Here is a 23,306-nt window from a genome sequence, read left to right as displayed (position 1 = left end):
GTGAGCACGTCGTATCGCGCCGGCGCCGCCGCCGGCGGGGCCGACCTCGTCGACGGTGTCCCGCGCCGGAGAATCGCGGTGGCGGCGATGGTCGGCACCACGATCGAGTTCTACGACTTCTACGTCTACGCGGCGGCCGCGGTCACCGTCTTCCCGCAGCTGTTCTTTCCGAAGGGCAACCCCACTGCGGCGCTGTTGGCCTCGTTGGCGACGTTCGGCTTGGCGTTCGTGGCCCGACCGCTGGGCTCGATCCTGTTCGGGCACTTCGGTGATCGGCTGGGCCGCAAATCCACCCTGGTCGCCTCGTTGTTGCTCATGGGTGTCGCCACATTCCTGATCGGTGTGCTGCCCACCTACCACCACATCGGTCTGCTGGCCCCGGTGCTGCTGGCTGCCCTGCGGTTCTGCCAGGGCTTGGCGCTCGGCGGTGAATGGAGCGGTGCCGCGCTGCTGGCCACCGAGACCGCCAAACCGGGCCGCCGGGCGACGGCGGGCATCTGGCCGCAACTGGGTGCGCCCCTGGGCTATCTGATCGCCACCGCGATCTTCCTGATCCTGTTCGCGTGGCTGGGACCGGTCGCCGGCGGCGCGGCCCCGGACGGTGCCTTTCTCACCTGGGGCTGGCGCATTCCGTTTCTGCTGAGCGCCGTCATGGTGGCCGTCGGACTGTATGTCCGTCTGCGGCTCACCGAAACCCCGGTCTTCGCGCAGGCGATCGCCACCGGCGCGCCGGTGAACGCTCCGATCGCCCAGTTGCTGCGGAGGAGCTGGCGCCGGCTGATCATCGGCACGTTGGTGATGGTGGTGCCCTACACGCTCTTCTACACCGTGACCACCTGGAGTCTGAGCTACGGCACCGCCAAACGCCCACCCGAGGGCTTCGGACTGGGCTACGGCTACGCCGACTTCCTCGGACTCCAGCTGATCGCCGTGCTGTTCTTCGTCTGCGTGCTGCCCATCGTCGGCAGGCTGGCCGACCACTTCGGCCGGCGCCCGTTGCTGCTGATCTTCACCGCCGGAATCATGGTGTACGGGACCACTTTCGGCGCATTCTTGAAGCCGACCGCGTCCACCGGCGCGATGCTGGCCTTCCTGATCATCGGGATGACATTGATGGGGTTGGCGTTCGGTCCGATGAGTGCGGTGCTGCCCGAACTGTTCCCGACCAATGTTCGCTACACCGGTTCCGGCGTCGCCTACAACGCGGCGAGCATTCTGGGGGCGGCGGTGGCGCCGTTCATCACCACCTGGCTGGCCGCCAGCCACGGCGTGGCCTGGGTGGGCGGCTATCTGTCGACGGCGGCCGCCCTATCGTTCGTCGCGCTGCTGGCGATGCATGAGACTCGGGATACCGAGCTGCATGACGTCGGAGTCGCCGACCACGTCGGTGACGCCCTGCACCCCGGCTGATCTTCGCGGATGCCTGGCGAGGTCAGGGGCGTGGCGCGCCGAACCAACGGCTCAGCGCGGCCTCCAGGGAAGGCCGCCGGCTGGAGTCGAAGTCATCGGTCGCCCAGGCGACGTAGCCATCGGGACGGATGAGCATGGCCGCAGCCGGGGGCTCGGACATCGCAGCCGTGGTGGCGTCGACCCGATCGGCCCACGGCCGTGCGGCAGCTGCTGCGGTGCCGTCGGACAGGTCGAGCAGCACCGCACGACCACGGTGCAAAAGTTCGGCGACCCGGCTGCCGTCGTCGAAGGTGAGGCCGGGGACATGCCAACCGGACAATCGGTGGTCGTCGCCGACGTCGTAACGGACATCGCTGCCGGCGAGCAGTTCAGCAAGATGTGCCGACACCGCCGGGATCGCGGTCAGTTCACCGAAAAGCTCCCGCAGCGCGGCGACATGCGGTCCGGGAGATATCAGTGCGGTCTGGGCCATCGAGTGCATCATCACCCGCTGTCCCAGCGGCTGACGCTCGGACTCGTAGGTGTCCAGCAACCCGTCGGGCGCCCAACCGTTGATCTGAGCGGCCAGCTTCCAGCCGAGGTTGGCAGTGTCCTGCAATCCCAGATTCAGACCCGGGCCACCCATTGCGCTGTGGACATGAGCGGCGTCGCCCAGGAGCAGCACCCGTCCAGCGCGGTAGCGCTCGGCCTGGCGGCTGTTCTGCCCGTCGATCCGGCGCAACGCGTGCGGGCCGGGCCCGGGCGGCTCGGCGAACGCGACGTCGACGCCCAGGATGCGCTGCAGGCTTTGCCGGAGCTCGGCAAGCGTCATCGGGCCGGTGTCCCCCGACCGGCCGAACTCCAGTGTGCCCAACAGTGACCGATCGGGTTCGAGCTCGCCGAAGATCACCATTCCGTTGTCAAACCGGTTGTGGCCATGGGCGATCCGACCGAATCCCGGTATCCGAAGGCTGCGATCGGCGGCGCGCAGGCGCTCCGGGATGTGCACATGGGCCAACCGGGAAACCGTCGGCGCCGTGGTCCCAGGAAAGGCGATTCCGGCCGTCTTGCGCACGATGCTGTGGCCGCCGTCGGCGCCCACCAGATAGCCGGCGCGCAGGACGTAGTCGCCGTCGGGGGAGCTGACCTTAGCCACCACTGCGTCGTCCCGGGTGGCCAGGCCGGTGAGCCGGTGGTCCCAGCGAACGTCGACGCCGAGCTCGCCGGCCCGCTCCAGGAGGCGGCGCACCAACTGCGGCTGGGCCACCGGGAGTAGATGCATCGGGTTGGGCCGGGCGCCGGTGAAGCTCATCGACAGATCCAGGGCCATCCCGGAGAACATCCACGCGGGGACGGGCTGTGGGGGACCGGCTACGCCGCTGAACCTGTTGTAGAGCCCTCGCAGGTCGAGCATCCGAACCACTTGCCCGACAAGGCCATTAGCCTTGGGTTCCGAGCTGGGGCCGGGCAGCTGGTCGAGCACCACGGGGTGGACTCCGGCCAGGGCGAGCTCGCACCCCAACATCAGCCCGTTGGGCCCGGCGCCGGCGACGACCACGGGGTGCTCTGCTGCAGCGGTCACGCTTCGGCCTTCCTGTCGGCGGGTGCGGGAAGCCCCGCGGCGACGTCGGCGAACGCGGCGCGCAGCAACCGCGGGTAGGCGACCGGCGGGTCCAGCATCACGTAGCTGTCCATGGTGGCCTCGACGACCGCGTGGACCACCGCTGCGGCGAGGCGCGGAAAGGTGTCACGCTCCGAATCGGTGCCGGTGCGCTCGGCGATCGCCGTGGCGAAGTCGTCGAACAGGGTGCGGGGAAAGGTGTTACGGAGGTCGCTGTTCGCCAGCATCGTGCGGAGCGCGGCAAGTTCGACGCGGTTCGGTGGCCTGTTCGCGTCACCGGTTGCGGCGGCGAAGTCGTCTTGGATCGGCCCGAGGATGGCTTCGGTGATCGATGTCCACAGCGGCTCGTGATCGGGACGCTCACGTAGCAGGGCGACACTGCGGCGCAGACGCTCGGTCTGCCGGTAGGCCAGCGCTTCGTACTTGGTGGAGAAGTAATTGCTGAACGTCCGCAGTGACACTCCGGCGAGACCTGCGATGTCTTCCCGGGTCACGTTCTCCAGACCGCGATCGAGGGCCAGTTGGAGGGTGGCGTCGGAGAGGGCACGACGGGTGTCGGCTTTCTTGCGTTCACGCAACCCGGTCATGCCGCCAGCGTACAGAAATATTGCCCACTAGGCAAAAATGCCTTTAAGGCAAATAATGGACCGGATCTATCCGGTCAGCGTGGCGCCGAACACCTGCCGCATCGCCGCCCAGTGCCGGGCCGCGGCGTCGGCGTCATAGGGCGCGTTGTCGGGCACCGCGAAACCGTGCGCGGCCGGATAGAACTCCACGGTGTGCGTGACGCCCGCGGCGCTGAGCGCCTCGTCCAGGGTCGCGGCATGCGCCTGCGTGAACGACGCGTCGTTCTCGGCGCCGGCCACATAGACGGTGGCCGTCATCCGGTCGGCCAGCAGGTGGGGACTGTCCGCGGCGTCGGTGACCAAGCCGCCGCCATGGAACGACGCCGCCGCTGCCACCCGGTCGGGCACGTGCCCGGCGACCACGACCGACGTGCGTCCGCCCATGCAGTAGCCGCACACGCCGAACTTCTCCCCGCGCACTTCGGGCCGGCCGGACAGATAGTCGAAGAACGCCTGGGCGTCGGTGGCCATCCGGTCCGGGGTCACCTGCCCGATCATCGAGAACAGCCGACCGCGCTCCTTGGCGTCGGCGAACACCGTGGCCATGTCGAACGGCGCCCAGCCGGGCTGCCGGTAATACACATCGGGAAGCAGCACGGCGTAGCCGTAGCCGGCCAGTTCGGCGGCCATCTGGTCGAAGGCCGCCCGGACCCCGCCGGCGTCGGGATACATCACGACGCCGGGCCAGGGCCCGGGCCCCTCCGGCGTGAACAGGTGAACGGGGCAGTCGCCGTCGGGCGTGGTGATGGTGTCGGTGATCGTGGGCATGGCCTCCGTTGTACTCCGACCGATCGCCGCTAAGCTGGCGGCGTGCCGATCGCGACCCCGTACGAGGATCTGCTGCGGTTGGTGCTTGAGAGCGGAACCCCGAAGGCGGACCGTACCGGCACCGGCACCCGCAGCCTGTTCGGCCACCAGTTGCGCTACGACCTGGCCGCCGGATTCCCGCTGATCACCACCAAGAAGGTGCACCTGAAGTCGGTGATCTACGAGCTGCTGTGGTTTCTGCGCGGTGACTCCAACATCGCCTGGCTTAACGAGCACGGGGTCACCATTTGGGACGAATGGGCTAGCGCGACCGGTGATCTCGGGCCGGTCTACGGCGTGCAGTGGCGGTCTTGGCCGACCCCATCCGGAGAACACATCGATCAGATCGCGCGCGCGGTGGAGTTGCTGCGCACCGACCCGGATTCGCGCCGCATCATCGTCTCGGCGTGGAACGTCAGCGAACTGGACAAGATGGCGCTGGCGCCCTGCCACGCCCTGTTCCAGTTCTACGTCGCCGACGGGAAGCTGTCCTGCCAGCTCTATCAGCGCAGCGCCGACCTGTTCCTCGGCGTGCCGTTCAACATCGCCAGCTACGCGCTGCTCACCCACATGATGGCCGCGCAGGCCGGGCTGGGCGTCGGTGAGTTCGTCTGGACCGGCGGGGACTGTCACATCTATGACAATCACGTCGATCAGGTGCGCGAGCAGCTGTCCCGGCAGCCCCGGGCATACCCCAAACTGGTTCTGGGGAAACGTGATTCGATCTTCGATTACACCTACGACGACATCGAGATCTGCGACTATGATCCGCACCCGGCGATCAAGGCGCCCGTGGCGGTATGACGATCAGTCTGATCTGGGCTCAGTCGAAGTCCGGGGTGATCGGCCGTGCCGGTGGCATCCCCTGGCGGGTGCCTGAGGATCAGGCCCGCTACAAGCAGCTCACCGTGGGCCACACCGTGGTGATGGGGCGGCTGACCTGGGAATCGCTGCCCGCCAAGGTCCGGCCGTTGCCGGACCGGCGCAATGTCGTGCTCACGCGACAGCCGGACTATGTCGCCGACGGCGCCACCGTCGTGCCGACCCTGGAGCAAGCCCTCGACGGCGACGACATCTGGGTGGTGGGCGGCGCGGAGATCTACGCGCTGGCGTTGCCGCTGGCCAGCCGCTGCGAAGTGACCGAGGTCGATATCGACCTGCCGGTGCAGGACGGCGACACCGTGGCGCCCGTGCTCGACCAGTCCTGGCAGGCCAGCACCGGGGAGTGGTTGACCAGCCGAACCGGTCTGCGCTACCGCTATCTGACCTATCACCGGACTTCGTGCCGGTCCTGACCGTAGCGCAGGCGCGCCGAATCGCCGTTGCGGCACAGGGTTTCACGCAGACCAAGCCCGCTGCGACTGTCGCCAGGGCGCACCTGAAGCGGCTGGTCTCCCGCATTCAGGTACTGCAACTCGACTCGGTGTCGGTGGCGGTACGTGCCCACTACGCGCCGGTGTTCAGCCGGCTCGGCCCCTATGACCGGACCGTGCTGGACCGTGCCGCGTGGAGCCACAGCGCTCGCTCGCCGCGGTTGTTGGTCGAGTACTGGGCACACGAGGCGGCGCTGATGGCCGTCGAGGACTGGCCGCTGTTGCGGTGGCGGATGCGGCAGTACACCCACGGCCGGTGGGGCAACGTACGACCCAACCCTGAGCTGGCCGACGGCATCGTCGCAGCGATCTCCGAGTTGGGCCCGGCCACCGCCGGCGAGATCGAGGAGCACCTGGCCGCCGGCTCGGGTCGGGCGGGCAGTGGGCCCTGGTGGAACCGCAGTGACACCAAGTGGGTGGCCGAGGCGCTGTTCGCCGCCGGAGTGCTCACCACCGCCACCCGGGTCGGGTTCGCCCGGCACTACGACCTGGTGGAGAACGTGCTGCCGGCCCAGGTGCTGGCGCGAGAGGTCGACGACGACGAAGCGGTACAAGAGCTGGTCCGCCGCGCCGCCGGCGCGCTGGGGGTGGGGACCGAGGCCGACCTGCGCGACTACTTCCGGCTGTCGGCCGCCCAGGTGAAACCGGCGATCGCGAAGCTGGTGGCCGCCGGCGAACTGGAACCCGTACAGGTGGATGGCTGGAACGCTGCCGCTTATCTGCTTTCCGGGCAGTCGATTCCGCGAACCGACCGCGGCACCGCGCTGCTCTGCCCGTTCGATCCGCTGATCTTCTTCCGGCCGCGGGTGCAGCGGCTGTTCAATTTCTTTTATCGCATCGAGATCTATACCCCGGCGCCCAAACGCCAGTACGGCTATTACGTGTGGCCGTTCCTGCTGGACGGGGAGCTGGTGGGCCGGGTGGACCTCAAGGCCGACCGGCAACACGATGCCCTGCACGTGGTCGGGGCGTTCGCCGAAGAGGGCCGGTCGCGCGGCCGGGTGGCCGAGGCGCTGATCGGCGAGCTGACGTCGATGGCGTCCTGGCTCGGGCTGAGCCAGGTGAGCGTGGGGGAGCGCGGGGACCTGGCAGCCGAGCTGCGCCGGCGGGTGCTCGTCAACTGAACAGGCGCCGCCGGGCGCTGCCAGCCAGTGTGGTCGCGCCTTCTCGGGCCGCCTGCGCCAGCTCGGTTCCGCGGTCGGCGGCGACTTCGGCGAGCTGTGCTCCCCGTTCGCCGGCCGACTCGAGCAACGGTCCGGCCTTCGCACTCACCCGCTCGGCGAGTTCGCGACTGTGTTCCAGGCCGGTCAGCAAGCCTGCGCTCACCTTGTCGCCGACTGCCTCCAGCGCGGTATCACCGGACGTGGTGGGCAAGGCGGTGGCGGCCCGCCGATAGGTGCGCCGCGCGGCCCGACGGGCCCGCCAGCCCAGCGAAGGTTTTCCTTCGGTGTCGGCGGCGGCGATCATCAGTCCGCCGATCAGGCTGACGTCGGTCAGGAACGCTTGGCGCTGCTCGGTCCTGCGGTGCGCGTCGGACTCCGCCCAGAACATGTGCCCCCCTGCGCTGCCCGGGACGACCGTGCATGCCAGCACCGCGGCCGCAACCCGCGGCAGCCTGCCGCTGGCCAGCAAAGCGCCACCGCCGATCTGCACCAGCGCGTTGGCTTTGGCGAATGCTTCGACGTCGGTGGGCACCTTCGCCGCTATCTCGTCGGGCAGCTGTTTGAGTCCGTCGAACGCCGGACGGGCCGTCTGCCCGGCTTGCTGCGGCCGGCGCAACGCGTCCACGCCTTGACCGATAAACGCTGCCGCGAGCAGTGGACGGGCGATCTTTCGCATCAACACGGGAGCCCCTTGTCGCCGGTGGGATTACTGTTCGGCACGCTCGCGTGCCTCGTCCGCAGCGGCCTTGGCGCGGGCCTTTTCGGCCTCCGCTTCCTTGGCCGCAACCTCGCGTTGAGCTTCGGCCTTGTCCTGCTGCGCTTGGCCTTCCCGCTTCAGTGAGTCGTCACCGGTCACTGTGCCTAGAGCTTCTTTGGCTTTGCCCTTGACATCTTCGACAACGCCTTTGATGCCGGCCTCGGGCCCACTGTCCTGGTCGCTCATGGGGTGTGTCTCCCTCCTTCGGCGGGCCGGGGTGGCCGCCGATTGGCTCGGGATACCCGCCGATGCTTACGACGTAAACTTCGATCGTCCGGGGCCGTCGCCCCGGCGGTGAGACCGGCGAAGCGTCCCGGACGGCGCTAGGGTGGCGACGGGAGCTGATCGGCGACGCTGATGACTGGCGCGCTGATCCGGGGGTCGGGATGTCGGGGTGATCGCATGCGGGTTTCTTCTGCGTGGGTACTTGTTGTCGCGGGCGCTGTGCTGGCCGCCGGGTGTGGCCGCCCGGGGGGCGTCTTGAAACCGGCCGCCACCACCCCTACGTCGCCGACGACGACCCATGCCGTCGCGCCCGTCGCCGAGGACGCCCTGCGCGCTCTGCTGCTCACCCCCGAGCAGATCAATCCGATCATGGCGGCGACCGACATGGCCGTCACTCGCACCCACACCGCCCTGTCCGATGACAGCGCCACCATGCAACCGCAAGAATGCCTGGCCATCGACGGTGCGGCCCAGGCCCCGGTATACGCCGACAGCGGCTACACCGGGGTGCGGGAGCAGGCGCTCAGTGAGGGCGACGACTTCGAGCACTTCGTCGAGCAGGCCGTCGTCGCGTTTCCGTCAGCCCAGCAGGCCGCCGCATTCTTCGCCGACGCCGCCCGACAATGGCCGGCCTGCCACGAATACAGCCACCTGCAGAGCGGCACCACCTGGACCGCCGGGCCCATCGTCAACGCCGACGGCATGCTGAGCACCGTCGCGACCCAGGACAACGCGGGCAACGACGTGAGCTGGGCCTGCGGGCGGGCGTTGACCGTGGCCAACAACGTCGTGGTTGATGTCAACACCTGCAGCGCGGACCCCAAGGACTCCGCGGTGGTCATCGCCGGGCAGATCGCGGCGAAAGTACCGAACGGCTAGGGCAGGTACAGGCCGCGAATGCGGTGGTACCGGTGCCGTCCCGCCAGGGCGTTCGCGGCCTGCAGGCCCGACATGACGGCCGCCTCGATGCACCCGGCGTTCATTCCGGAGTCGGTCCAATCGCCGGCCAGAACCAGGTTGTCGTAGCCGCTCTCGTCCGCGCGCAGCCGGTATCGGTCGGTGCCGGGGATCGACTGCACATACCGGTCCGAGGGGTCGACGTTGACGCTGACATGCTGGGTTTCCACTGCGGCGCAGCCGGTTTCGCCGTCGGCGCCGCTGAGCAACCGCCAGTCGAATCCGTCTTCACCGGCCGCGCCGGGAAGGAACCGGTGCAGGTGCTTGTCGAGGTGGTCGGCGACCTGCCGATGGACCCGCTGCTGGTGTCGGTGCAGGTAACCCGGCCCGACCTCGTCGGTGGGCCAGGCCGCATCCAGGGTGCCGCAGAAATAGGCCACCGTTGCGGGGCGATCCTGCTCGGGCCAGTCTTCGGCCCACAGAGTCTGCGGCATGGACGCCCAGGTCTCGAACGGGGGAACGTAGGCACTGAGCGTCACGCCCGGATCGTTCCAGCCCAGCGCCGGTTCGCACGCGCGCAACCAGATCTGGAAGGCCTGGGTGGCGACGGTTTGTATCTTCGTGGTCATCTGCCGCCACTCCGGCTGGTCTTCGATCAGCTCCGCAGCGACCACCGGCAGCATGCCCAGGGACACGGCCAGGACGATGTGGTCGAAGTCGACACCTCGCCGCAGCACCCGGGACTCGGCGTCGGGGCTGTCCGACCAATGGGTTTCCAAGGCATGCCAACCGCCCTCGGGGATCTGGTCGGGCGTGGCGAGTTGGTTGGTCAGCGGAGCGCTGGGGAACACCGGCAAGCCGTGCACCGTGGTCAACGGCTGGTAGCCGGTGAGGCCGTCGGCGAGCCGCACCTGCCGGCCAAACGTGATGGTGTCGACCGCTTGTCGCGCGGCGTCCAGCTGCAGCGCGTCGAGTCGGTGGAAGAACTCGAACTCCACACCGCGCCGCCGCAACGCCTGGTACAGCGGAGCGATGACGACGTCACCCATCCCGGCGGTCATCTTCCAGAAGATCGACCCCTGGTAGCCGAACAGCACCTGACCGGTCAGAAAGACCGCCAGCCCGGCGGCGAACGCCGGCTGGCCGGGATCGGCGTCGCGGTACCCGAAGACCAGGTCGTACATGCCGCGCACCAGCGCGAATTCGGTGACGTCGGGGTGTGCACCGTGGCGCAGGATCCAGTCGTTGAAATCTTCGTCGTTGATGGCCCGCATCCCGCGTGGGTCGGTCACCAGGTGGTCGGCAAGGATTCCGCGGATCACCGCGGTCATCAGAGACAGCAGCAGCCACGACCGTCGATGGTCGGGCCGCCGCTCGTAGTCCAGCGCGGCGCGCGCCGCCGCCACCGCGCCGTCGATCACCGCGGACAGGCCGCTGCGGGCCGTCTGCGGATCGCCCAGCGCAAGCAGTGCTGCCAGCGTCGCGTCGATGACCGCGTCGATCCATCGCTCGGTGGGCGGCGGGTCCGGGTGGATGGACAACGTGAGTCCGGGAACGACGGTGCCGCGCAGGGATTCGGCGAAATCGCGGACCAGTCGCAGCGCCCGGACGGTGAATTCCACCACCGTCATCTCCAGGCCGGTGCCGTCCGGGTCGCCGGGCAGTCCGTCGGTGCGGGTGAAGCTGCCCAGCCAGACCAACCAATCGCTGCCGACCCGGTCGGCCAGCCCCACGTTGTCCGCCGGAATCAGGGCCTGGTCCCAGGTGCTGATCGGCGCTGCCGGATCGGTTGTGGCCCGGTCGAGTTCGGCATAGCACTCACGAAGCAGAGTGAAGGCGTTCTGGTAGGAGCCCAGCCAGATGTGCAGGCCGTGCTCTTCGATGCGGCCGTGCCGGCCACGGCTGGAAGCGCCTTTGCCGCCGAGACGCCAACCGCGCTGGTAGACGGTGATGGAGTCGAAGCGGTCTCGCCAGCCGGGTTCGCTCAGCCGCCAGGCGGCGCTCAGCCCCGCCATACCGCCGCCGAGGATGGCTACCTTGCCACCCGGCCGATTCACCCGAGTAGCGTTCTGGCTCGATCCAGCTGCGGCCAGTCGCTGCCGGCTGGGAAGCGTGCCACCGTCTCGGCCAGCAGTTCGCGTGCGGAATCGCCCTGCAGATCGACCAGGTCCATCGCCGCTTGCAGTTCGTAAACGTGCGCCGCCTGCCGGCGTGCCGTTTCGATGGCGCAGTGCAGGTCGGTGGCGCGGGCCTGCGCGTCCCCGGAGGTGTGAGAGCGCAATCGCAGCAACTCGGCGCGGTAGAAGTTCACCGCGGTCTCGTCGGCCAGTGCCAGCGCGCCGTCGAGGCATTCGCGTGCCCTGCTGGTGTCGCCGGCGGCCAGCAGCAGCCGGGCCAGCACGCCGTCGTAGTAGGTGGAGAACAGTTTGACCTCGGCTGTCCGCAGCGCCGCCCCGAGCGCGGTCATGGTCGCGATGTGCGGTGCCAGCCGGTCAGGGCCGGTGTCCTGGCCCGAAAGCGCCGACAATGCGTCGATAGCACCCTGTTGAGTGGTGGCGATCATCGTCCAGTACTCGAAGCCGTGCCGTTCGGCCTGCGCACGCAGGGCTGCGACCACGTCGCCGGCGCGGTCGAGCAGGCCGGCTTCCATACACATGAAGACTTCGGTGAACCGCTGATAGCAGTGGCTGAACGGTCCCTGCGGAAACCCGATATCCCTTGCCCGCCGGACGGTTTCGGTGAACTGCTCGTCGGCGCCGGCAAGATCGCCTTGGATGAATCGCGCCATCGCCAGGTGCATGTGCATCGACGCGAGCGCATCGCTGGGGATGAACCACAGGGATTCGAAATCGGGCAGCTGCGCGTCTTTCATTGCCGCGACGGCTTCCTCCAACAGCGCCCGGGCTTTGCCGAAGTCACCGAGAAACCAGGCGACCATGCCGAATGCGGCGGCATTGGTCGGCCCGAACAACTTCTGCTCGTTGGGTCGCTTCGATCGGGCGTACTCGGCCACCCGCAGGGCGCGGCGCAGATCACCTCGCGGCAGGTAATAGGCCCACAACGCGGTCATGGTCGACAGGAAGCCGTCTTGGCGCGGGTCGGTGGCGCCGAGCTTCAGGCAGCGTTCGAAGTCCTTGGCGGCCTTGGGGCTGGCAGTTCCCTCCACGGCCGAGGTGAGGAAGCCGCGCCGAAGCCGGCACAGCACTTCGCGGCGATCGCGGGACGCTCCGACCGGGGCTCGGCGCAGCTGCTCGATGGCCTGGGTGAGGCAGACGCGGGCCTCGTCGAGGGCGCCGCGCTGCCGGGCGTCATGCGCCGCCTTCTGGTGGGCGTCGGCGGCGGCCTCGAATCGCTCCGCCACCCGGTAGTGCAGAGCGACCAGATGCCAATCCGGATTGTCCGAATCGCCGACCAGGGTGTCGGCGACCCGGCCGTGCAGTTGGTGCCGGACACTCGGCGGCGGCAGCTCGTAGGCGACCTCGCGGAGCAGTTCATGTCGGAAACGCCAGCAGTCCTTGGTTATCGGCTGGAAGACCCGCGCGGCCACCAGCGCCGCAACGGCGTCATCGAGATCGGCCTCGGTCATGTCCAGGACGGCTTTGAGCATGGCCCGATCGAATTCCCGGCCGATGGTGGCGGCCGCTTCGACGACCTGGATCGTGTTGCTGCTGGCCCGAAGCCGCGAGAACAGCGGCTCATACAGGGCGTCCGGAACCCGCGCCCACCCCGCTGCGTCGTGCGGCTGCTCGTGCAGCTTGGCGACCACCTCTTCGATGTACAGCGGCACGCCGTCGCAGCGTCGCCGGACCTCGGTGTGTTCCGCGCCGGACAAGGCGGGATTCAGCGCGGTGATCAACTCGTCGGTCTGTGCTGCCGTCAACGGTGCGAGCTCGAAGGCCTTGAGCTGGGGGAGGTCCGGCAGCGAGCTGAGCTCGCGGGCGGTCAACACCACCAGCAGCGTGCCCGGGTCGGCTGCGAGCAGCGAGGCGACCACGTCACGCGTCGACGGGTCGAACCACTGCAGATCTTCGGCCAACAGGACCGCCGGGCCCTGGCCTGCGCAGGCGAGCAGGTAACGGACGACGGCATCGATGATCTGCCCGTAGAGCTTGGCGCCCTCGACACGGGTGGGCTGATAGCCGCCTTCGGCCGGGATCTCCAACGCGGCCGCCAGCAACGGCACCGTCGCGACCGGATCGAGTCCGCGCGCGGCGACCTCGTCTTCGAGCAGCCGCAGCCGGTCGGCCGGTGCCGTCGTCCGCTCGATCCCGGCCCGCTGTTCCAGCAGCGTACGAACGGGGTGGAGCCCGGCGTCGGCGTGAAACGGCGATCCGATCAGGGCGAGCACCGGCCTGCCGGACTGCTCGGCCAGATCCGCTGCGGCGGTGGCCAACCGGCTCTTGCCCATGCCCGCCTCGCCGCTGAAGCAGACCCCCGGAACACTCAGCGTGCCGTGCCGGGCGTGATTCCAGGCCTCGTGCAGGTGAGCGAGCTCGACGTCGCGGCCGACCAACTGCCCCAGCGGGACCCGCGAGCGGCCGACGTGCTCCTTGACGACCCGGTAGTGTTCGACCGGCTCGTCGATGCCTTTGACCGGTTGGGCGGGTTGGGCTTCGAGCTCGAAGTGGCCGGCCACCAGCGGCGCCACCGCCGCAGACACCACGACACCTCCAGGGGGCGCCAGGCCCGATACCCGAGAGGCCAGGTTGGCGCCCAGGCCGTACACGTCGTCCTGCGCCACATCGAGATACACCATGCCCCGATGCACGCCCACCCGTACTGAGATGTCGAAGCCGAAGCGCGCTCGCACCCGATCGCTGAGCCGGTCCACTTCGCGGGTGATGTCCAGGCCGGCCTGCACCGCTCGCCGGACGTCGTTCTCATGGGCGCTGGGGTGGCCGAACACGGCGAGCAGACCGTCGCCCTTGGTGGAGAAGACGTGGCCTTCATAGCGGTTGACGATCTCATCCACCTGCTGGCGGTAACGACCGATCACCGTCCGGTAGATCTCCGGCTCGATGCGGGTCGACAACGCGGTCGAGTTCACCACGTCAGCGAAAAGTATTGTCAGCCGCCGTAGTTCACCAGAGCCGGCGAGCGGCGCGCAGAGCAGGTCTTCGGCGTCCTGATTGCCGGTGTCGACGGTGAGCACCTGCTCGGCGAGCGCGCTGGCGGTGGCACGGTCGCCGCTGTTCGCCGCCTGAATCGCTTGATCCAGCAGGTCGTCGATCTCGTCGGGCTCGTCGGTGATGCTCATAGGTCGACGACGACGTCCATTTCCTGGGCCTGCCCGGATCCGGCCGGCAAGCAGGTCAACCGAATTCGGCCGCGGTAGGTGCCGCTGACGTAATCGGGTCCGCGTACCCCCACCCGGAATCGGGTGGCGAAGGTCCGCAGCACGCCCGGCACCAACACCATCGCCTGCGGGGGAATGGCGTACGAGGTTCCGATGGCGACGAACGGTGCGGTGATCGACAGCATCCGCTCGCATCCGGTGCCGGGGGGAGCCTCGAGGAAGTCGGAGAGTTCGACGTCGTCGGCGCACTGCGAGCCGCACTGCGACATCAGCGCGTCGGACACCTCATAACCTGCGGTGGCCGCGAGGTTGATCAGCCGGCGAACCGCCTGTGCCCATTGCGCGGAACCGAACGCGCCCTCGCCGATCCGGTGGTCGGCGTCGAGCACGATCGCGCCGGCCTCATCGACCAGCTGCCGAGACGCCTGGGCGTACCGGTGGATGCCTTCGTTGATGTCTCTCATGTGCCGCCGCCCTGGGGTGGTGTGCGCAGCCGCTGCAGGTAGCGCCACGGGTCGGTCGCCAGCCGGGCGGACAGATCGGCGGCGAACGCGATGGACTCCTCAACCGGCCGCACGCCGCCCGCACATTTGGCGGCCAATGCTGCACTGCGCTGCGACATCTCGTCGATGCATTCATTGAGCATCTCGATCGCCACTGCGACAGCCCGCTGCGTCGGGTCCGGTTGGGCCGGCGGGGCCGGGATCTTCGGCTGGCCGGCAGCCGGCGTAGACGGTTCCCACGCTGTCCAGCCCACTGGACCGTCCTTGGCCCGTTTGGCCACTCCGCCGAGCAGCATCTCGACGCCTTGGTCGCCGTAGCCCAGCACGCAGGCGAACAAGGCGGTGGGGAACCAGCCCAGGTCGCGGAAGCCGACGACTTTCCTGGTGCGCACCTGCACACCGTGCAGCGTCGGATCGCCGGCCGTCGACGTCATCCTGATGAAGCCTTCATCGATCACCATGGCGCCGTCGCCGTGTTCCCCGGGCGCCGGGTCGTCGTCGAGCATGTAGTTGACCCACGCCGTGGGTGGGGACACCGGCTCGCCGACCCCCGGCCCCTTCCAGTACTTCAGCGGCGTCAGCATCTGAGGCATCCCGACGATCCCGCACGTGGTGCTGAAGTGCTCGAGGACCCGGCTCCAGCCGTCCGGGCGGATCGGCATCGCGTCCATCGAGCAGAAGAACGGCAGGCAACGCGCCCAGTTCAGCGGGTCGATGACGTCCTTCAAATCATTGAGCGACACCTTCGTGCTGGTGAAGTCGGTGGTCAGCACGACGCACAGCCGGCCCCGCACCCACTTGGGTTTGGCGTTGCACAGCGGGACCATGGCGATGTCGGCCTTTACCGACCCAGACAGCACCACCTGCGACCAGTCGCTGCGGCCGTTGAAGTCGTGCCGCAGCAGATCGAGCAGCTCGCCGCCGTCAGTCCCGGCCAGGGCGAGGGTCTGGCTGAAGGCCGCGTCCCACTCGCTGGGCGGGTAGTAGGCGGGCAGATGACTCAGCGCACCGATCGCATACACCATGCGGGACAACACAACCGGTGTCAGCTGCGCGGCCCCTGGTGCGTCGGCGGCAGCGGCTTGGCCGGCGTCTGTCATCCGCCGGGACAGTGCCGGCGTCGACCCCTGGTTCCGCAGTACGGTCAGCGCCTCGCCCAAATCGGGCACGGCCGGTGATTCCGGCCGCTCGGGATCGGTCGGGTCCGACCGGCGCAGGAAGCCGAGCAATTCGTCGTACCAGCCCGCATTAGCACCGGTGCTGCCCGGAAGATAACGCTCGACGATAGCTTCGATTTCCGGGTCTGAGGTGTTGATGACCGCTTGATCGAGAGCGCCGTAAAGCGCCAGCAGAGATTGCGCCGCAGTTGCCATATCGGTTGCCGCCATTGCGTCTCCGATCACCCAAGTAAGCAGGTAGTATACGGCGGTCGGGTTGATTCTCGGCAGCCCCGAAAGTGAATTCTTTTGCAGAGCACAGCTGATTTCCTTAAGGAGGGAATCGGTGTCGGACAAAGCGCTCGGTGACGGCACCATCGACGACTTACCCTGGGCATCAATTTTTGATCCCGCCGCGAATGCGCGAGCACTCAATGCGATCCAGGCCGAGGGCTTCCGTGCTGCCCGCCGAATCATCGACGAATTCGCTCAGGCAGTTGCGGCGCCGCGCGACGGTGCCGCCGCCGCGGATCCCACCGGTCCGCCGGACCTCGAACGGTTCACCCGAGCCTGGTGGTCGACGGCCGGGCAGTTCCTGCTGCGGTCGTCTCCGGCGCGGCCGCAGGGTGACGCGGGGACCGTGACACTGGACGTCAATGACCCGGCGTCGAAGGACGCCGTCAGACTGGAAGTCACCGGCCCGGGCTCGGCCACCGGCGAGGTCTGGTTGCACAACCGCGGGACCGACGACCGCGCGGCGGTCCGGCTGCGCTGTAGTGAGTTGCTCGGCCACGGCGGCCAGGTGATCGGGGCCGGCGCGGTGCGGCTGGACCCCGCCGCGGTGCCGATGCCGCGCCGGTCCAGCCGTGGCGTGCAGATCACCGTCGACGTCGGCCCTCAAGTGTGTCCCGGCACCTATCGCGGCACCCTGCTGGCGGTCGGGTATCCCGATCTGTGGCTGCCCGTGGTGCTCACCGTCGCGGCGCGGGAATCGTGACTGACATCGCCGACCGCGCATCGGTGGCCGCGGTCGATGAGCGACTGGGTGAGGTCGCCAGGATGGTCCGCCGTTCGATGCTCGACGCGCTGCCCGACGGTGAGCCTGCCAAGTGGCTATACGCACCGCTGCGGGCTTATCCGCAGCGGCCGGGTAAGGCGCTGCGGCCCGCGCTGTGCCTGTCGGCCGGCCGGGCCTTCGGCGCGGACACCGACGCCTTACTCGGTATCGCCGTGGCGATCGAGTTGCTGCACAACGCTTTCCTGGTGCACGACGACATCGCCGATGGCAGCGAAATGCGCCGCGGCAGGCCGACCTTGGGAGCCCTGTACGGCATGGCGACGGCGATCAACACCGGTGATGCGTTGGCGTTGGTCGCCGGGCAGGTGCTGCGGCGCGCGACCCGGCAGCTCGACCGAGACCTGGCCGAATTGGTGTGGGCCGAGTTCGACACGATGGCGTTGCGGACCCTGGAGGGACAGGCGATCGAAGTCGGCTGGCAGGCCGACCAGGTGGACGACCTGCGGCCCGAGGACTACCTGAACCTGATCCTGCACAAGACCTGCTGGTACACCACCATCCATCCGCTGCGGGTCGGGGCGATGGTGGGGTCGCGAGGCACCGCGGAACTGGGGACGCTGGTGCGGTTCGGGTTTCATTTCGGTGCGGCGTTTCAGATCCGCGATGATCTGCTGAACCTGGTCGGCGACGAACGGGTCTACGGCAAAGAGATCCTGGGCGATCTTTACGAAGGGAAGCGCACACTGCCGCTGGTCCATCTGCTGTCGGTGGCGCGGACACCCGACCGGGACCTGCTGGCGGACTACCTGCGCCGCAGTCGATCGCAGCGCTCAGCCGAGCTGGTGGCGCGGGTGCGCACCATGATGGACGACTACGGCAGCATCGCGTTCACCCGTGAGTACGCCGAGGGCATTCTGCTGGCGGCCCAGGAGTACTTCGAGCAGGCGTTCGCCGATGCCCGCCCCGGCCCGGATCTGGACTTCCTGCGCTCGCTGGTGCCTTACGTGTGGGCGCGGTGGCGCTGACACCGGCCCGGCACGCCTTAAGGTGAGTGCCGTGGCCGAGATGGCGCCGCTGCGCGTGCAACTGATTGCCAAGACCGAGTTCACTCCGCCGCCGGACGTGCCGTGGAGCACCGACGCCGACGGCGGTCAGGCCCTGCTGGAATTCGCCGGCCGGGCCTGCTATCAGAGCTGGTCAAAACCCAACCCGCGAACCGCCACCAACGCGGCCTACCTCAAGCACATCATCGACGTCGGGCATTTCTCGGTGCTCGAGCACGCCTCGGTGACCTTCTACATCACCGGCATCTCGCGGTCGGCCACCCACGAGCTGATCCGGCACCGGCATTTCTCGTTCTCCCAGCTGTCGCAGCGCTACGTGCCGGAACCGGACTCGCGGGTCGTGGTGCCGCCCGGCATGGAGGACGACCCGGAGCTGCAGCGGATCCTCACCGAAGCCGCCGACGCCAGTCACGCCGCCTACGCCGAGCTGCTGGCCCGCCTGGAAGCCAAATTCGCTGCGGGCCAGCCGACCGAGACCATGGGTGCGCTGCGGCGCAAGCAGGCCCGGCAGGCCGCTCGTGCCGTGCTGCCCAACGCCACCGAGACCCGCATCGTGGTGACGGGCAATTACCGGGCGTGGCGGCATTTCATCGCGATGCGGGCCAGCGAGCACGCCGATGTCGAGATCCGCAGGCTGGCCGTCGAGTGTCTGCGACAGCTCACCGACGTGGCCCCCGCGGCGTTCGGGGACTTCCAGATCAGCGCGCTGGCCGACGGCACCGAAGTCGCGACCAGTCCGCTCGCCACCGAGGTCTGAGCAACTCCAGGGGCCAGGTAATCTTAGGGCCGTGAGCAGCAGCGGATTCGACGCCAAGGCGCAGTTCGGCACCGTGCTGACCGCCATGGTGACCCCCTTCGGCGCGGACGGCTCGGTGGACACCGACGCCGCCGTACGCCTGGCCAATCGCCTCATCGACGCCGGTTGCGACGGTTTGGTGATCTCGGGCACCACCGGCGAGTCGCCGACCACCGCGGATTACGAGAAGCTCACGCTGCTGCGTGCGGTGGTCGAGGCGGTCGGTGACCGCGCTCGCATCATCGCGGGCGCCGGCAGCAACGACACCGAGCACAGTGTGCGCCTGGCTGAGGCCTGCGCCGGGGTCGGCGCGCACGGCCTGCTGGTGGTGACGCCGTACTACTCGCGGCCGTCGCAGGCCGGCCTGTTGGCGCATTTCACCGCTGTTGCCGACGCCAGCGCGCTGCCGGTGATGCTCTACGACATCCCGGCCCGTTCGGTGGTGCCGATCGCGCCGGACACCATCTTCGAATTGGCCGAACACCCCAACATCGTCGCGATCAAGGACGCCAAGGGGGACCTGCACGCCGGAGCGCAGATTATGGCCGAGACTGACTTGGCCTACTACTCCGGCGATGATGCCCTCAACCTGCCGTGGCTGGCTATGGGCGCCACCGGATTCGTCAGCGTGATCTCGCACTTCGCGGCCGGCCAGCTGCGCGACATGCTGACCGCCTTCGCCGCCGGCGACGTCGAGACCGCCCGCAAGATCAACGTCTCGATCGCGTCGCTGTCCAACGCGATGGGTCGCGTCGGCGGGGTGACCTTCGTCAAGGCCGGTCTGAGGTTGCAGGGTTTCGAGGCGGGCGACCCCCGGTTGCCGATGGTGCCGGCAACGGCCGCCGAGGTCGACGAACTTGCCATCGACATGCGCGCCGCGTCCGTTCTCGGGTGAGGTGCGGGTGACTGAGGATCTCACCCCGCCGGGGCCGCTGACCGAAGGAGGGCTTCGCGTCACCGCGCTCGGCGGTATCAGCGAAATCGGCCGCAACATGACCGTTTTCGAGCACCTCGGCCGGCTGCTGATCATCGACTGCGGCGTGCTGTTCCCGGGCCACGACGAGCCCGGCGTCGACCTGATCCTGCCGGACATCCGCCATATCCAAGACCGGCTCGACGACGTCGAGGCGCTGGTGCTGACCCACGCCCACGAGGACCACATCGGCGCGATCCCGTTCCTGCTCAAGCTGCGGGCCGACATCCCGGTGGTCGGCTCGAAGTTCACCCTGGCCCTGGTCGCCGCCAAGTGCCGGGAACACCGCATCAAGCCGGTCTTCGTCCAGGTTGCCGAAGGTCAGCGCAGCACCCACGGGGTGTTCGAATGCGAGTACTTCGCGGTGAACCACTCCATCCCGGATGCACTGGCGATCGCGGTGCACACCGGCGCGGGCACCGTGCTGCACACCGGCGACATCAAGCTCGACCAGCTGCCTCCGGACGGACGTCCGACGGATCTGCCCGGGATGTCGCGCCTGGGCGACAAGGGCGTGGACCTGTTCCTGTGCGACTCGACCAACGCCGAGATTCCCGGTGTCGGTCCGAGCGAGAGCGAAGTCGGCCCCACCCTGCACCGGCTGATCCGCGGCGCCGAGGGCCGGGTGATCGTGGCCTGCTTTGCCTCCAACGTGGACCGAGTGCAGCAGATCGTCGACGCCGCGGTCGCACTGGGCCGCCGGGTGGCCTTCGTCGGGCGATCGATGGTCCGCAACATGAGCATTGCCAAGGATTTGGGCTTCCTGCGGGTGTCGGACTCGGACCTGGTGGACATCGGGGCGGCCGAGATGATGCCGCCGGAGAAGGTGGTGCTGGTCACCACCGGGACCCAGGGCGAACCGCTGTCAGCGCTGTCGCGGATGTCGCGCGGTGAGCACCGGTCCATCACGCTGACCGCCGGTGATCTGGTGGTGCTGTCGTCGTCGCTGATACCCGGCAACGAGGAAGCCATCTACGGCGTGATGGACGCACTCGCCAAAATCGGTGCCCGAGTGGTCACCAACGCCGCCGCCCGGGTGCACGTCTCCGGGCACGCCTACTCCGGCGAGCTGCTGTTCCTCTACAACGGGATTCGGCCCCGCAATGTGATGCCGGTGCACGGCACCTGGCGGATGCTGCGGGCCAACGCCGCGCTGGCCGTCCGTACCGGGGTGCCGGCGGAGTCGATCCTGTTGGCCGAGAACGGGGTCAGCGTCGACCTGATTGCCGGACAAGCCCGCATCGCCGGGGCGGTGCCGGTGGGCAAGATGTTCGTCGACGGTCTCGTCGACGGCGACGTCGGCGATGCGACGCTGGGGGAGCGGTTGATCTTGTCCAGCGGGTTCGTCGCGATAACGGTGGTGGTGCGCCGCGGGACCGGCAAGCCGGTGGCCCCGCCGCACCTGCATTCCCGCGGTTTCTCCGAAGACCCCAAGGCGCTGGAGCCGGCAGCGCGCAAAGTCGAGGCGGAGTTGGAATCCCTTGCCGCAGAACAGGTTACCGATCCGGTCCGGATCGCCCAGGCGGTGCGCCGCACGGTGGGTAAGTGGGTGGGCGAGGTCTACCGGCGTCAGCCGATGATCGTGCCGACGGTGATCGAGATCTGAGCCGGCCCGGCCTCAGAGCTTCTCGGCGTACACCGACCATTCCAGGTCGCTGGCGTCCAGGTCGCGGCCGGTGGGCTCGACGTAGCGCTGGAGAAGTTGTTCGGGTCCGGCCTGCTCGATCAGTCGCCAGCCGTATTCGGCGAGAAAATCCGCCACCTGATCGGGCTGCAGCCCGAAGTGCCACAGCTTCTTGACCACCCTGCGATACAACCGCTGCGAGCCGTACAGATTCTTACCGTCGATGAAGTCGCGGCGGACGTAGGTGAACACCAGTCGGCTGCCCGGTGCCGCCGGGCGCAGGCCCTCCATGGTCCGGCGGACTCCGGCCTCGGTCAGGTACTGAGTCACCCCCTCACAGACGAAGAACGTCCGAAACGCCGTTCGATAACCGTGCTCGACCAGTGTGGTCAACAGATCGTCACGCTCGAAATCCAGTGCCACCAACCGAACCGACAGCGGTAGGGCGCCCAACGCCCGGCGCACCGTGGCGGCCTTGCGGGCGATATTGACCGCCTGGTCCACCTCGAACACCGGAATGCGGGTCCGCCGGGCGAGTCGATAGGCCAGGGTGTCCAGGCCGGCACCGAGGATCACCACGGCGTCGATGTTCTCGCCGGCCTCATCGATCCGGTCGGCGATGAACCGCTTGCGGCAGGTCAGGTTGACCCACAGGCCCGGCCCGGAGCGATCCATCGCGGCGATGACCCACTTGCGCAGCAACGCGGGCCGCGTCGCCGCCACCAGCCAGCGGATTCGGGCAGGCAGGAACGCCGCCGCGAGGTCGTCGTCGACCAGCCGGCGGCTCGGCGGCTCGTGCTGTTCGACGGCTGCCAGCAGCATCGGGCCGTAGGCCGTCTGTGCTGCCGGGTTGCGTGCCACGGGTTACCTCTTGTTGATGAAGCCGGCGTCCACGGGCAAGGTGATGCCGGTGACGTAGCGGGCCGCATCCGATACCAGCCAGGCCACCGCATTGGCGATGTCCTCCGGTTGCAGCACCGCTACCGGCAGCGCATTGCCCATGTCCGGGGGCGTCCCGGTTTCGGCGGTGAGCCGGGCCAGCCAGCCCCGGACGTAGTCGTTGTTGATCATGGGCGTGTCGACACCCGCCGGGTGCACCGAGTTCACCCGAATGCTGTGCTGCGCCAGCAGGTTCGCGTACACCCGCATCAACCCGACCAGGCCGTGCTTGGCTGCGGCGTAACCGATGGCCCCCGCGTCGTGACTGCCGATGCCGGCCAGGCCCGCGGCCGAACTGATCAGCACGATCGACCCTCCGTCGCCTTGGTCGATCATCGTCGGGATCGCCGCCTCGATGGTGTGGTAGACACCGGTCAGGTTGACGTCGATGACGTCACGCCAGCCGTCGGCCGCGGCCATCGGGGCGATGCCGGCGTTGGCCACCACGACGTCCACCCGGCCCAGCTCATCGAGGCCGGCCTGCAGGGCGGCGCCCAGCGCCGCCTGGTCACGCACATCGGCCTGCCGGGCCACGATGCGCGCACCGGTGTCTTCGACCAGCTTGACCGTGGCCGCCAAGTCCTCGGCGTCCGCCAGCGGATAGGGCACGCTGGCGATCTGCCCACACAGGTCGACGGCGATGATGTCGGCGCCATCGGCGGCCAGCCGCAGGGCATGGGCGCGGCCCTGGCCGCGGGCCGCGCCGGTGATCAGCGCGACTTTCCCCTGCAGGGGCCGGGCTGTCACGGTCGCAACTGGCCCTTGGCCGGGTCGCCTGCGGGCACCGGGGCGAGCATCTTGATATCGGGCGCGCCGACCAGGTGCTCACTGAGGCTGCCGAACAGCGTGCCGATCGCCGGGGCCGTCGAGTGCGCCTTCAGCGCGTCGGCGTCGGCCCACTGCTCCACGAACACGAAAGCGCCGTCGGCTTCGTGCAGGGAGTACAGCTGGCAGCCCGGTTCGTCGTGCACCTCTGCCACCGCCTTGGTGCAGATCTCACGGACGGCCTCGACCGATTCCGGCTTGACGGCGAAGGTGGCGACGACGACCACGGGCATATGCGGCTCCTTGGATGAAA

Annotated in this window: 22 protein-coding genes; 10 read left to right on the top strand and 12 right to left on the bottom strand. The window is 68.6% G+C overall.

All coding sequences use genetic code 11. The annotated features are described in order from the left end of the window. Nucleotides 1–1,410 carry an MFS transporter gene (locus K3U94_RS14200; protein WP_230987121.1) on the top strand — a complete coding sequence of 470 codons (1,410 nt, stop codon included), beginning with the start codon at nucleotides 1–3 and terminating at the stop codon, nucleotides 1,408–1,410. A 22-nt stretch (nucleotides 1,411–1,432) separates the two neighbouring features. Here K3U94_RS14200 and K3U94_RS14195 read toward each other — a convergent pair whose 3' ends face one another. The 3 genes from K3U94_RS14195 to K3U94_RS14185 all read right to left on the bottom strand — a co-directional run bounded on the left by K3U94_RS14195 (nucleotide 1,433) and on the right by K3U94_RS14185 (nucleotide 4,404). Then, nucleotides 1,433–2,971, bottom strand: coding sequence for an FAD-dependent monooxygenase (locus K3U94_RS14195; RefSeq protein ID WP_267878325.1), 1,539 nt, complete (start codon nucleotides 2,969–2,971; stop codon nucleotides 1,433–1,435). Then, complete coding sequence (locus tag K3U94_RS14190; RefSeq protein ID WP_220694117.1) at nucleotides 2,968–3,597, bottom strand: TetR/AcrR family transcriptional regulator; 630 nt, start codon at nucleotides 3,595–3,597, stop codon at nucleotides 2,968–2,970. Before K3U94_RS14190 ends, K3U94_RS14195 begins: the two co-directional genes overlap by 4 nt. 66 nt (nucleotides 3,598–3,663) lie before the next feature. Then, on the bottom strand, nucleotides 3,664–4,404 hold the full coding sequence (locus K3U94_RS14185; protein ID WP_220694116.1) for a dienelactone hydrolase family protein: 741 nt from the start codon (nucleotides 4,402–4,404) through the stop codon (nucleotides 3,664–3,666). A gap of 42 nt (nucleotides 4,405–4,446) precedes the next feature. Between K3U94_RS14185 and K3U94_RS14180 the strand changes: the two genes are divergently transcribed. From K3U94_RS14180 to K3U94_RS14170, 3 genes are read left to right on the top strand one after another with little or no spacing between them, the layout of a single operon-like run. Further along, nucleotides 4,447–5,247, top strand: coding sequence for a thymidylate synthase (locus K3U94_RS14180; protein ID WP_220694115.1), 801 nt, complete (start codon nucleotides 4,447–4,449; stop codon nucleotides 5,245–5,247). Beyond that, nucleotides 5,244–5,738, top strand: a complete 495-nt coding sequence (locus tag K3U94_RS14175) for a dihydrofolate reductase (protein WP_047318506.1) — start codon at nucleotides 5,244–5,246, stop codon at nucleotides 5,736–5,738. The genes K3U94_RS14180 and K3U94_RS14175 overlap by 4 nt, the downstream gene beginning before the upstream one ends. Continuing rightward, nucleotides 5,726–6,940 (top strand): winged helix-turn-helix domain-containing protein, encoded by a 1,215-nt coding sequence (locus K3U94_RS14170; RefSeq protein ID WP_220694114.1) that lies wholly within the window; start codon nucleotides 5,726–5,728, stop codon nucleotides 6,938–6,940. Before K3U94_RS14175 ends, K3U94_RS14170 begins: the two co-directional genes overlap by 13 nt. Here the strand turns inward: K3U94_RS14170 and K3U94_RS14165 are convergent. Both K3U94_RS14165 and mbp1 read right to left on the bottom strand, forming a co-directional pair. Next, nucleotides 6,933–7,655: a DoxX family protein gene (locus tag K3U94_RS14165; RefSeq protein WP_220694113.1), complete on the bottom strand. Its 723-nt coding sequence runs from the start codon at nucleotides 7,653–7,655 to the stop codon at nucleotides 6,933–6,935. The genes K3U94_RS14170 and K3U94_RS14165 overlap by 8 nt on opposite strands. A gap of 30 nt (nucleotides 7,656–7,685) precedes the next feature. Further along, nucleotides 7,686–7,922, bottom strand: coding sequence for a microaggregate-binding protein 1 (gene mbp1, locus K3U94_RS14160; RefSeq protein WP_047318503.1), 237 nt, complete (start codon nucleotides 7,920–7,922; stop codon nucleotides 7,686–7,688). Between the two features lie 216 nt (nucleotides 7,923–8,138). On the opposite strand from mbp1, the gene K3U94_RS14155 reads away from it, so the two are divergent. Next, the gene (locus tag K3U94_RS14155; protein WP_220694112.1) at nucleotides 8,139–8,840 is read left to right on the top strand and encodes a sensor domain-containing protein; all 702 of its coding nucleotides are present in this window, start codon (nucleotides 8,139–8,141) and stop codon (nucleotides 8,838–8,840) included. Here the strand turns inward: K3U94_RS14155 and K3U94_RS14150 are convergent. The 4 genes from K3U94_RS14150 to K3U94_RS14135 are packed head-to-tail and all read right to left on the bottom strand — an operon-like array spanning nucleotide 8,837 to nucleotide 16,045. Beyond that, nucleotides 8,837–10,915, bottom strand: a complete 2,079-nt coding sequence (locus K3U94_RS14150; RefSeq protein ID WP_267878324.1) for an FAD-dependent oxidoreductase — start codon at nucleotides 10,913–10,915, stop codon at nucleotides 8,837–8,839. The two genes, K3U94_RS14155 and K3U94_RS14150, sit on opposite strands and share 4 nt — an antisense overlap. Continuing rightward, a complete protein-coding gene (locus K3U94_RS14145; protein ID WP_220694111.1) occupies nucleotides 10,912–14,115 on the bottom strand; it encodes an adenylate/guanylate cyclase domain-containing protein in 3,204 nt (1,067 codons plus the stop codon). The genes K3U94_RS14150 and K3U94_RS14145 overlap by 4 nt, the downstream gene beginning before the upstream one ends. Next, complete coding sequence (locus K3U94_RS14140; protein ID WP_047318499.1) at nucleotides 14,112–14,618, bottom strand: hypothetical protein; 507 nt, start codon at nucleotides 14,616–14,618, stop codon at nucleotides 14,112–14,114. Before K3U94_RS14140 ends, K3U94_RS14145 begins: the two co-directional genes overlap by 4 nt. Beyond that, entirely contained in the window at nucleotides 14,615–16,045 is a 1,431-nt protein-coding gene (locus K3U94_RS14135) for a hypothetical protein (protein WP_220694110.1), read from the bottom strand. Before K3U94_RS14135 ends, K3U94_RS14140 begins: the two co-directional genes overlap by 4 nt. Nucleotides 16,046–16,160: 115 nt before the next feature. On the opposite strand from K3U94_RS14135, the gene K3U94_RS14130 reads away from it, so the two are divergent. Genes K3U94_RS14130 through K3U94_RS14110 form a run of 5 tightly spaced genes read left to right on the top strand, consistent with a single transcriptional unit; the run spans nucleotide 16,161 to nucleotide 21,271 of the window. Beyond that, nucleotides 16,161–16,811, top strand: coding sequence for a hypothetical protein (locus K3U94_RS14130; protein WP_220694109.1), 651 nt, complete (start codon nucleotides 16,161–16,163; stop codon nucleotides 16,809–16,811). Further along, nucleotides 16,808–17,857, top strand: a complete 1,050-nt coding sequence (locus K3U94_RS14125; protein ID WP_047318496.1) for a polyprenyl synthetase family protein — start codon at nucleotides 16,808–16,810, stop codon at nucleotides 17,855–17,857. The genes K3U94_RS14130 and K3U94_RS14125 overlap by 4 nt, the downstream gene beginning before the upstream one ends. 31 nt (nucleotides 17,858–17,888) lie before the next feature. Further along, nucleotides 17,889–18,653: an FAD-dependent thymidylate synthase gene (thyX, locus tag K3U94_RS14120; RefSeq protein ID WP_220694108.1), complete on the top strand. Its 765-nt coding sequence runs from the start codon at nucleotides 17,889–17,891 to the stop codon at nucleotides 18,651–18,653. 31 nt (nucleotides 18,654–18,684) lie between these two features. Continuing rightward, nucleotides 18,685–19,587 carry a 4-hydroxy-tetrahydrodipicolinate synthase gene (dapA, locus tag K3U94_RS14115; RefSeq protein WP_047318495.1) on the top strand — a complete coding sequence of 301 codons (903 nt, stop codon included), beginning with the start codon at nucleotides 18,685–18,687 and terminating at the stop codon, nucleotides 19,585–19,587. Between the two features lie 7 nt (nucleotides 19,588–19,594). Next, nucleotides 19,595–21,271: a ribonuclease J gene (locus K3U94_RS14110; RefSeq protein WP_220694107.1), complete on the top strand. Its 1,677-nt coding sequence runs from the start codon at nucleotides 19,595–19,597 to the stop codon at nucleotides 21,269–21,271. A 12-nt stretch (nucleotides 21,272–21,283) separates the two neighbouring features. Here the strand turns inward: K3U94_RS14110 and K3U94_RS14105 are convergent, their stop codons facing one another. Genes K3U94_RS14105 through K3U94_RS14095 form a run of 3 tightly spaced genes read right to left on the bottom strand, consistent with a single transcriptional unit; the run spans nucleotide 21,284 to nucleotide 23,286 of the window. Then, a complete protein-coding gene (locus tag K3U94_RS14105) occupies nucleotides 21,284–22,150 on the bottom strand; it encodes an SAM-dependent methyltransferase (protein ID WP_220694106.1) in 867 nt (288 codons plus the stop codon). Nucleotides 22,151–22,153: 3 nt separating this feature from the next. Continuing rightward, nucleotides 22,154–22,975: a mycofactocin-coupled SDR family oxidoreductase gene (locus K3U94_RS14100; RefSeq protein WP_220694105.1), complete on the bottom strand. Its 822-nt coding sequence runs from the start codon at nucleotides 22,973–22,975 to the stop codon at nucleotides 22,154–22,156. Continuing rightward, on the bottom strand, nucleotides 22,972–23,286 hold the full coding sequence (locus tag K3U94_RS14095) for a putative quinol monooxygenase (protein ID WP_047318493.1): 315 nt from the start codon (nucleotides 23,284–23,286) through the stop codon (nucleotides 22,972–22,974). Before K3U94_RS14095 ends, K3U94_RS14100 begins: the two co-directional genes overlap by 4 nt. Between the last annotated feature and the right edge of the window lie 20 nt (nucleotides 23,287–23,306).

The organism is Mycolicibacter heraklionensis (assembly GCF_019645815.1).
In the GTDB taxonomy this organism is placed as follows: Bacteria; Actinomycetota; Actinomycetes; order Mycobacteriales; family Mycobacteriaceae; genus Mycobacterium; species Mycobacterium heraklionense.
The sequence above is the reverse complement of the archived record's forward strand: the minus strand, read 5'-3'. Positions and strand labels throughout refer to the sequence as shown.

What these genes read in the sequence shown, in the direction of transcription:
- K3U94_RS14190 (WP_220694117.1), bottom strand. Translation starts at nt 3,597, where the DNA reads ATGACCGGGTTGCGTGAACGCAAGAAAGCCGACACCCGTCGTGCCCTC.
- K3U94_RS14185 (WP_220694116.1), bottom strand. Translation starts at nt 4,404, where the DNA reads ATGCCCACGATCACCGACACCATCACCACGCCCGACGGCGACTGCCCC.
- K3U94_RS14175 (WP_047318506.1), top strand. Translation starts at nt 5,244, where the DNA reads ATGACGATCAGTCTGATCTGGGCTCAGTCGAAGTCCGGGGTGATCGGC.
- K3U94_RS14165 (WP_220694113.1), bottom strand. Translation starts at nt 7,655, where the DNA reads ATGCGAAAGATCGCCCGTCCACTGCTCGCGGCAGCGTTTATCGGTCAA.
- mbp1 (WP_047318503.1), bottom strand. Translation starts at nt 7,922, where the DNA reads ATGAGCGACCAGGACAGTGGGCCCGAGGCCGGCATCAAAGGCGTTGTC.
- K3U94_RS14155 (WP_220694112.1), top strand. Translation starts at nt 8,139, where the DNA reads ATGCGGGTTTCTTCTGCGTGGGTACTTGTTGTCGCGGGCGCTGTGCTG.
- K3U94_RS14145 (WP_220694111.1), bottom strand. Translation starts at nt 14,115, where the DNA reads ATGAGCATCACCGACGAGCCCGACGAGATCGACGACCTGCTGGATCAA.
- K3U94_RS14140 (WP_047318499.1), bottom strand. Translation starts at nt 14,618, where the DNA reads ATGAGAGACATCAACGAAGGCATCCACCGGTACGCCCAGGCGTCTCGG.
- K3U94_RS14135 (WP_220694110.1), bottom strand. Translation starts at nt 16,045, where the DNA reads ATGGCGGCAACCGATATGGCAACTGCGGCGCAATCTCTGCTGGCGCTT.
- K3U94_RS14095 (WP_047318493.1), bottom strand. Translation starts at nt 23,286, where the DNA reads ATGCCCGTGGTCGTCGTCGCCACCTTCGCCGTCAAGCCGGAATCGGTC.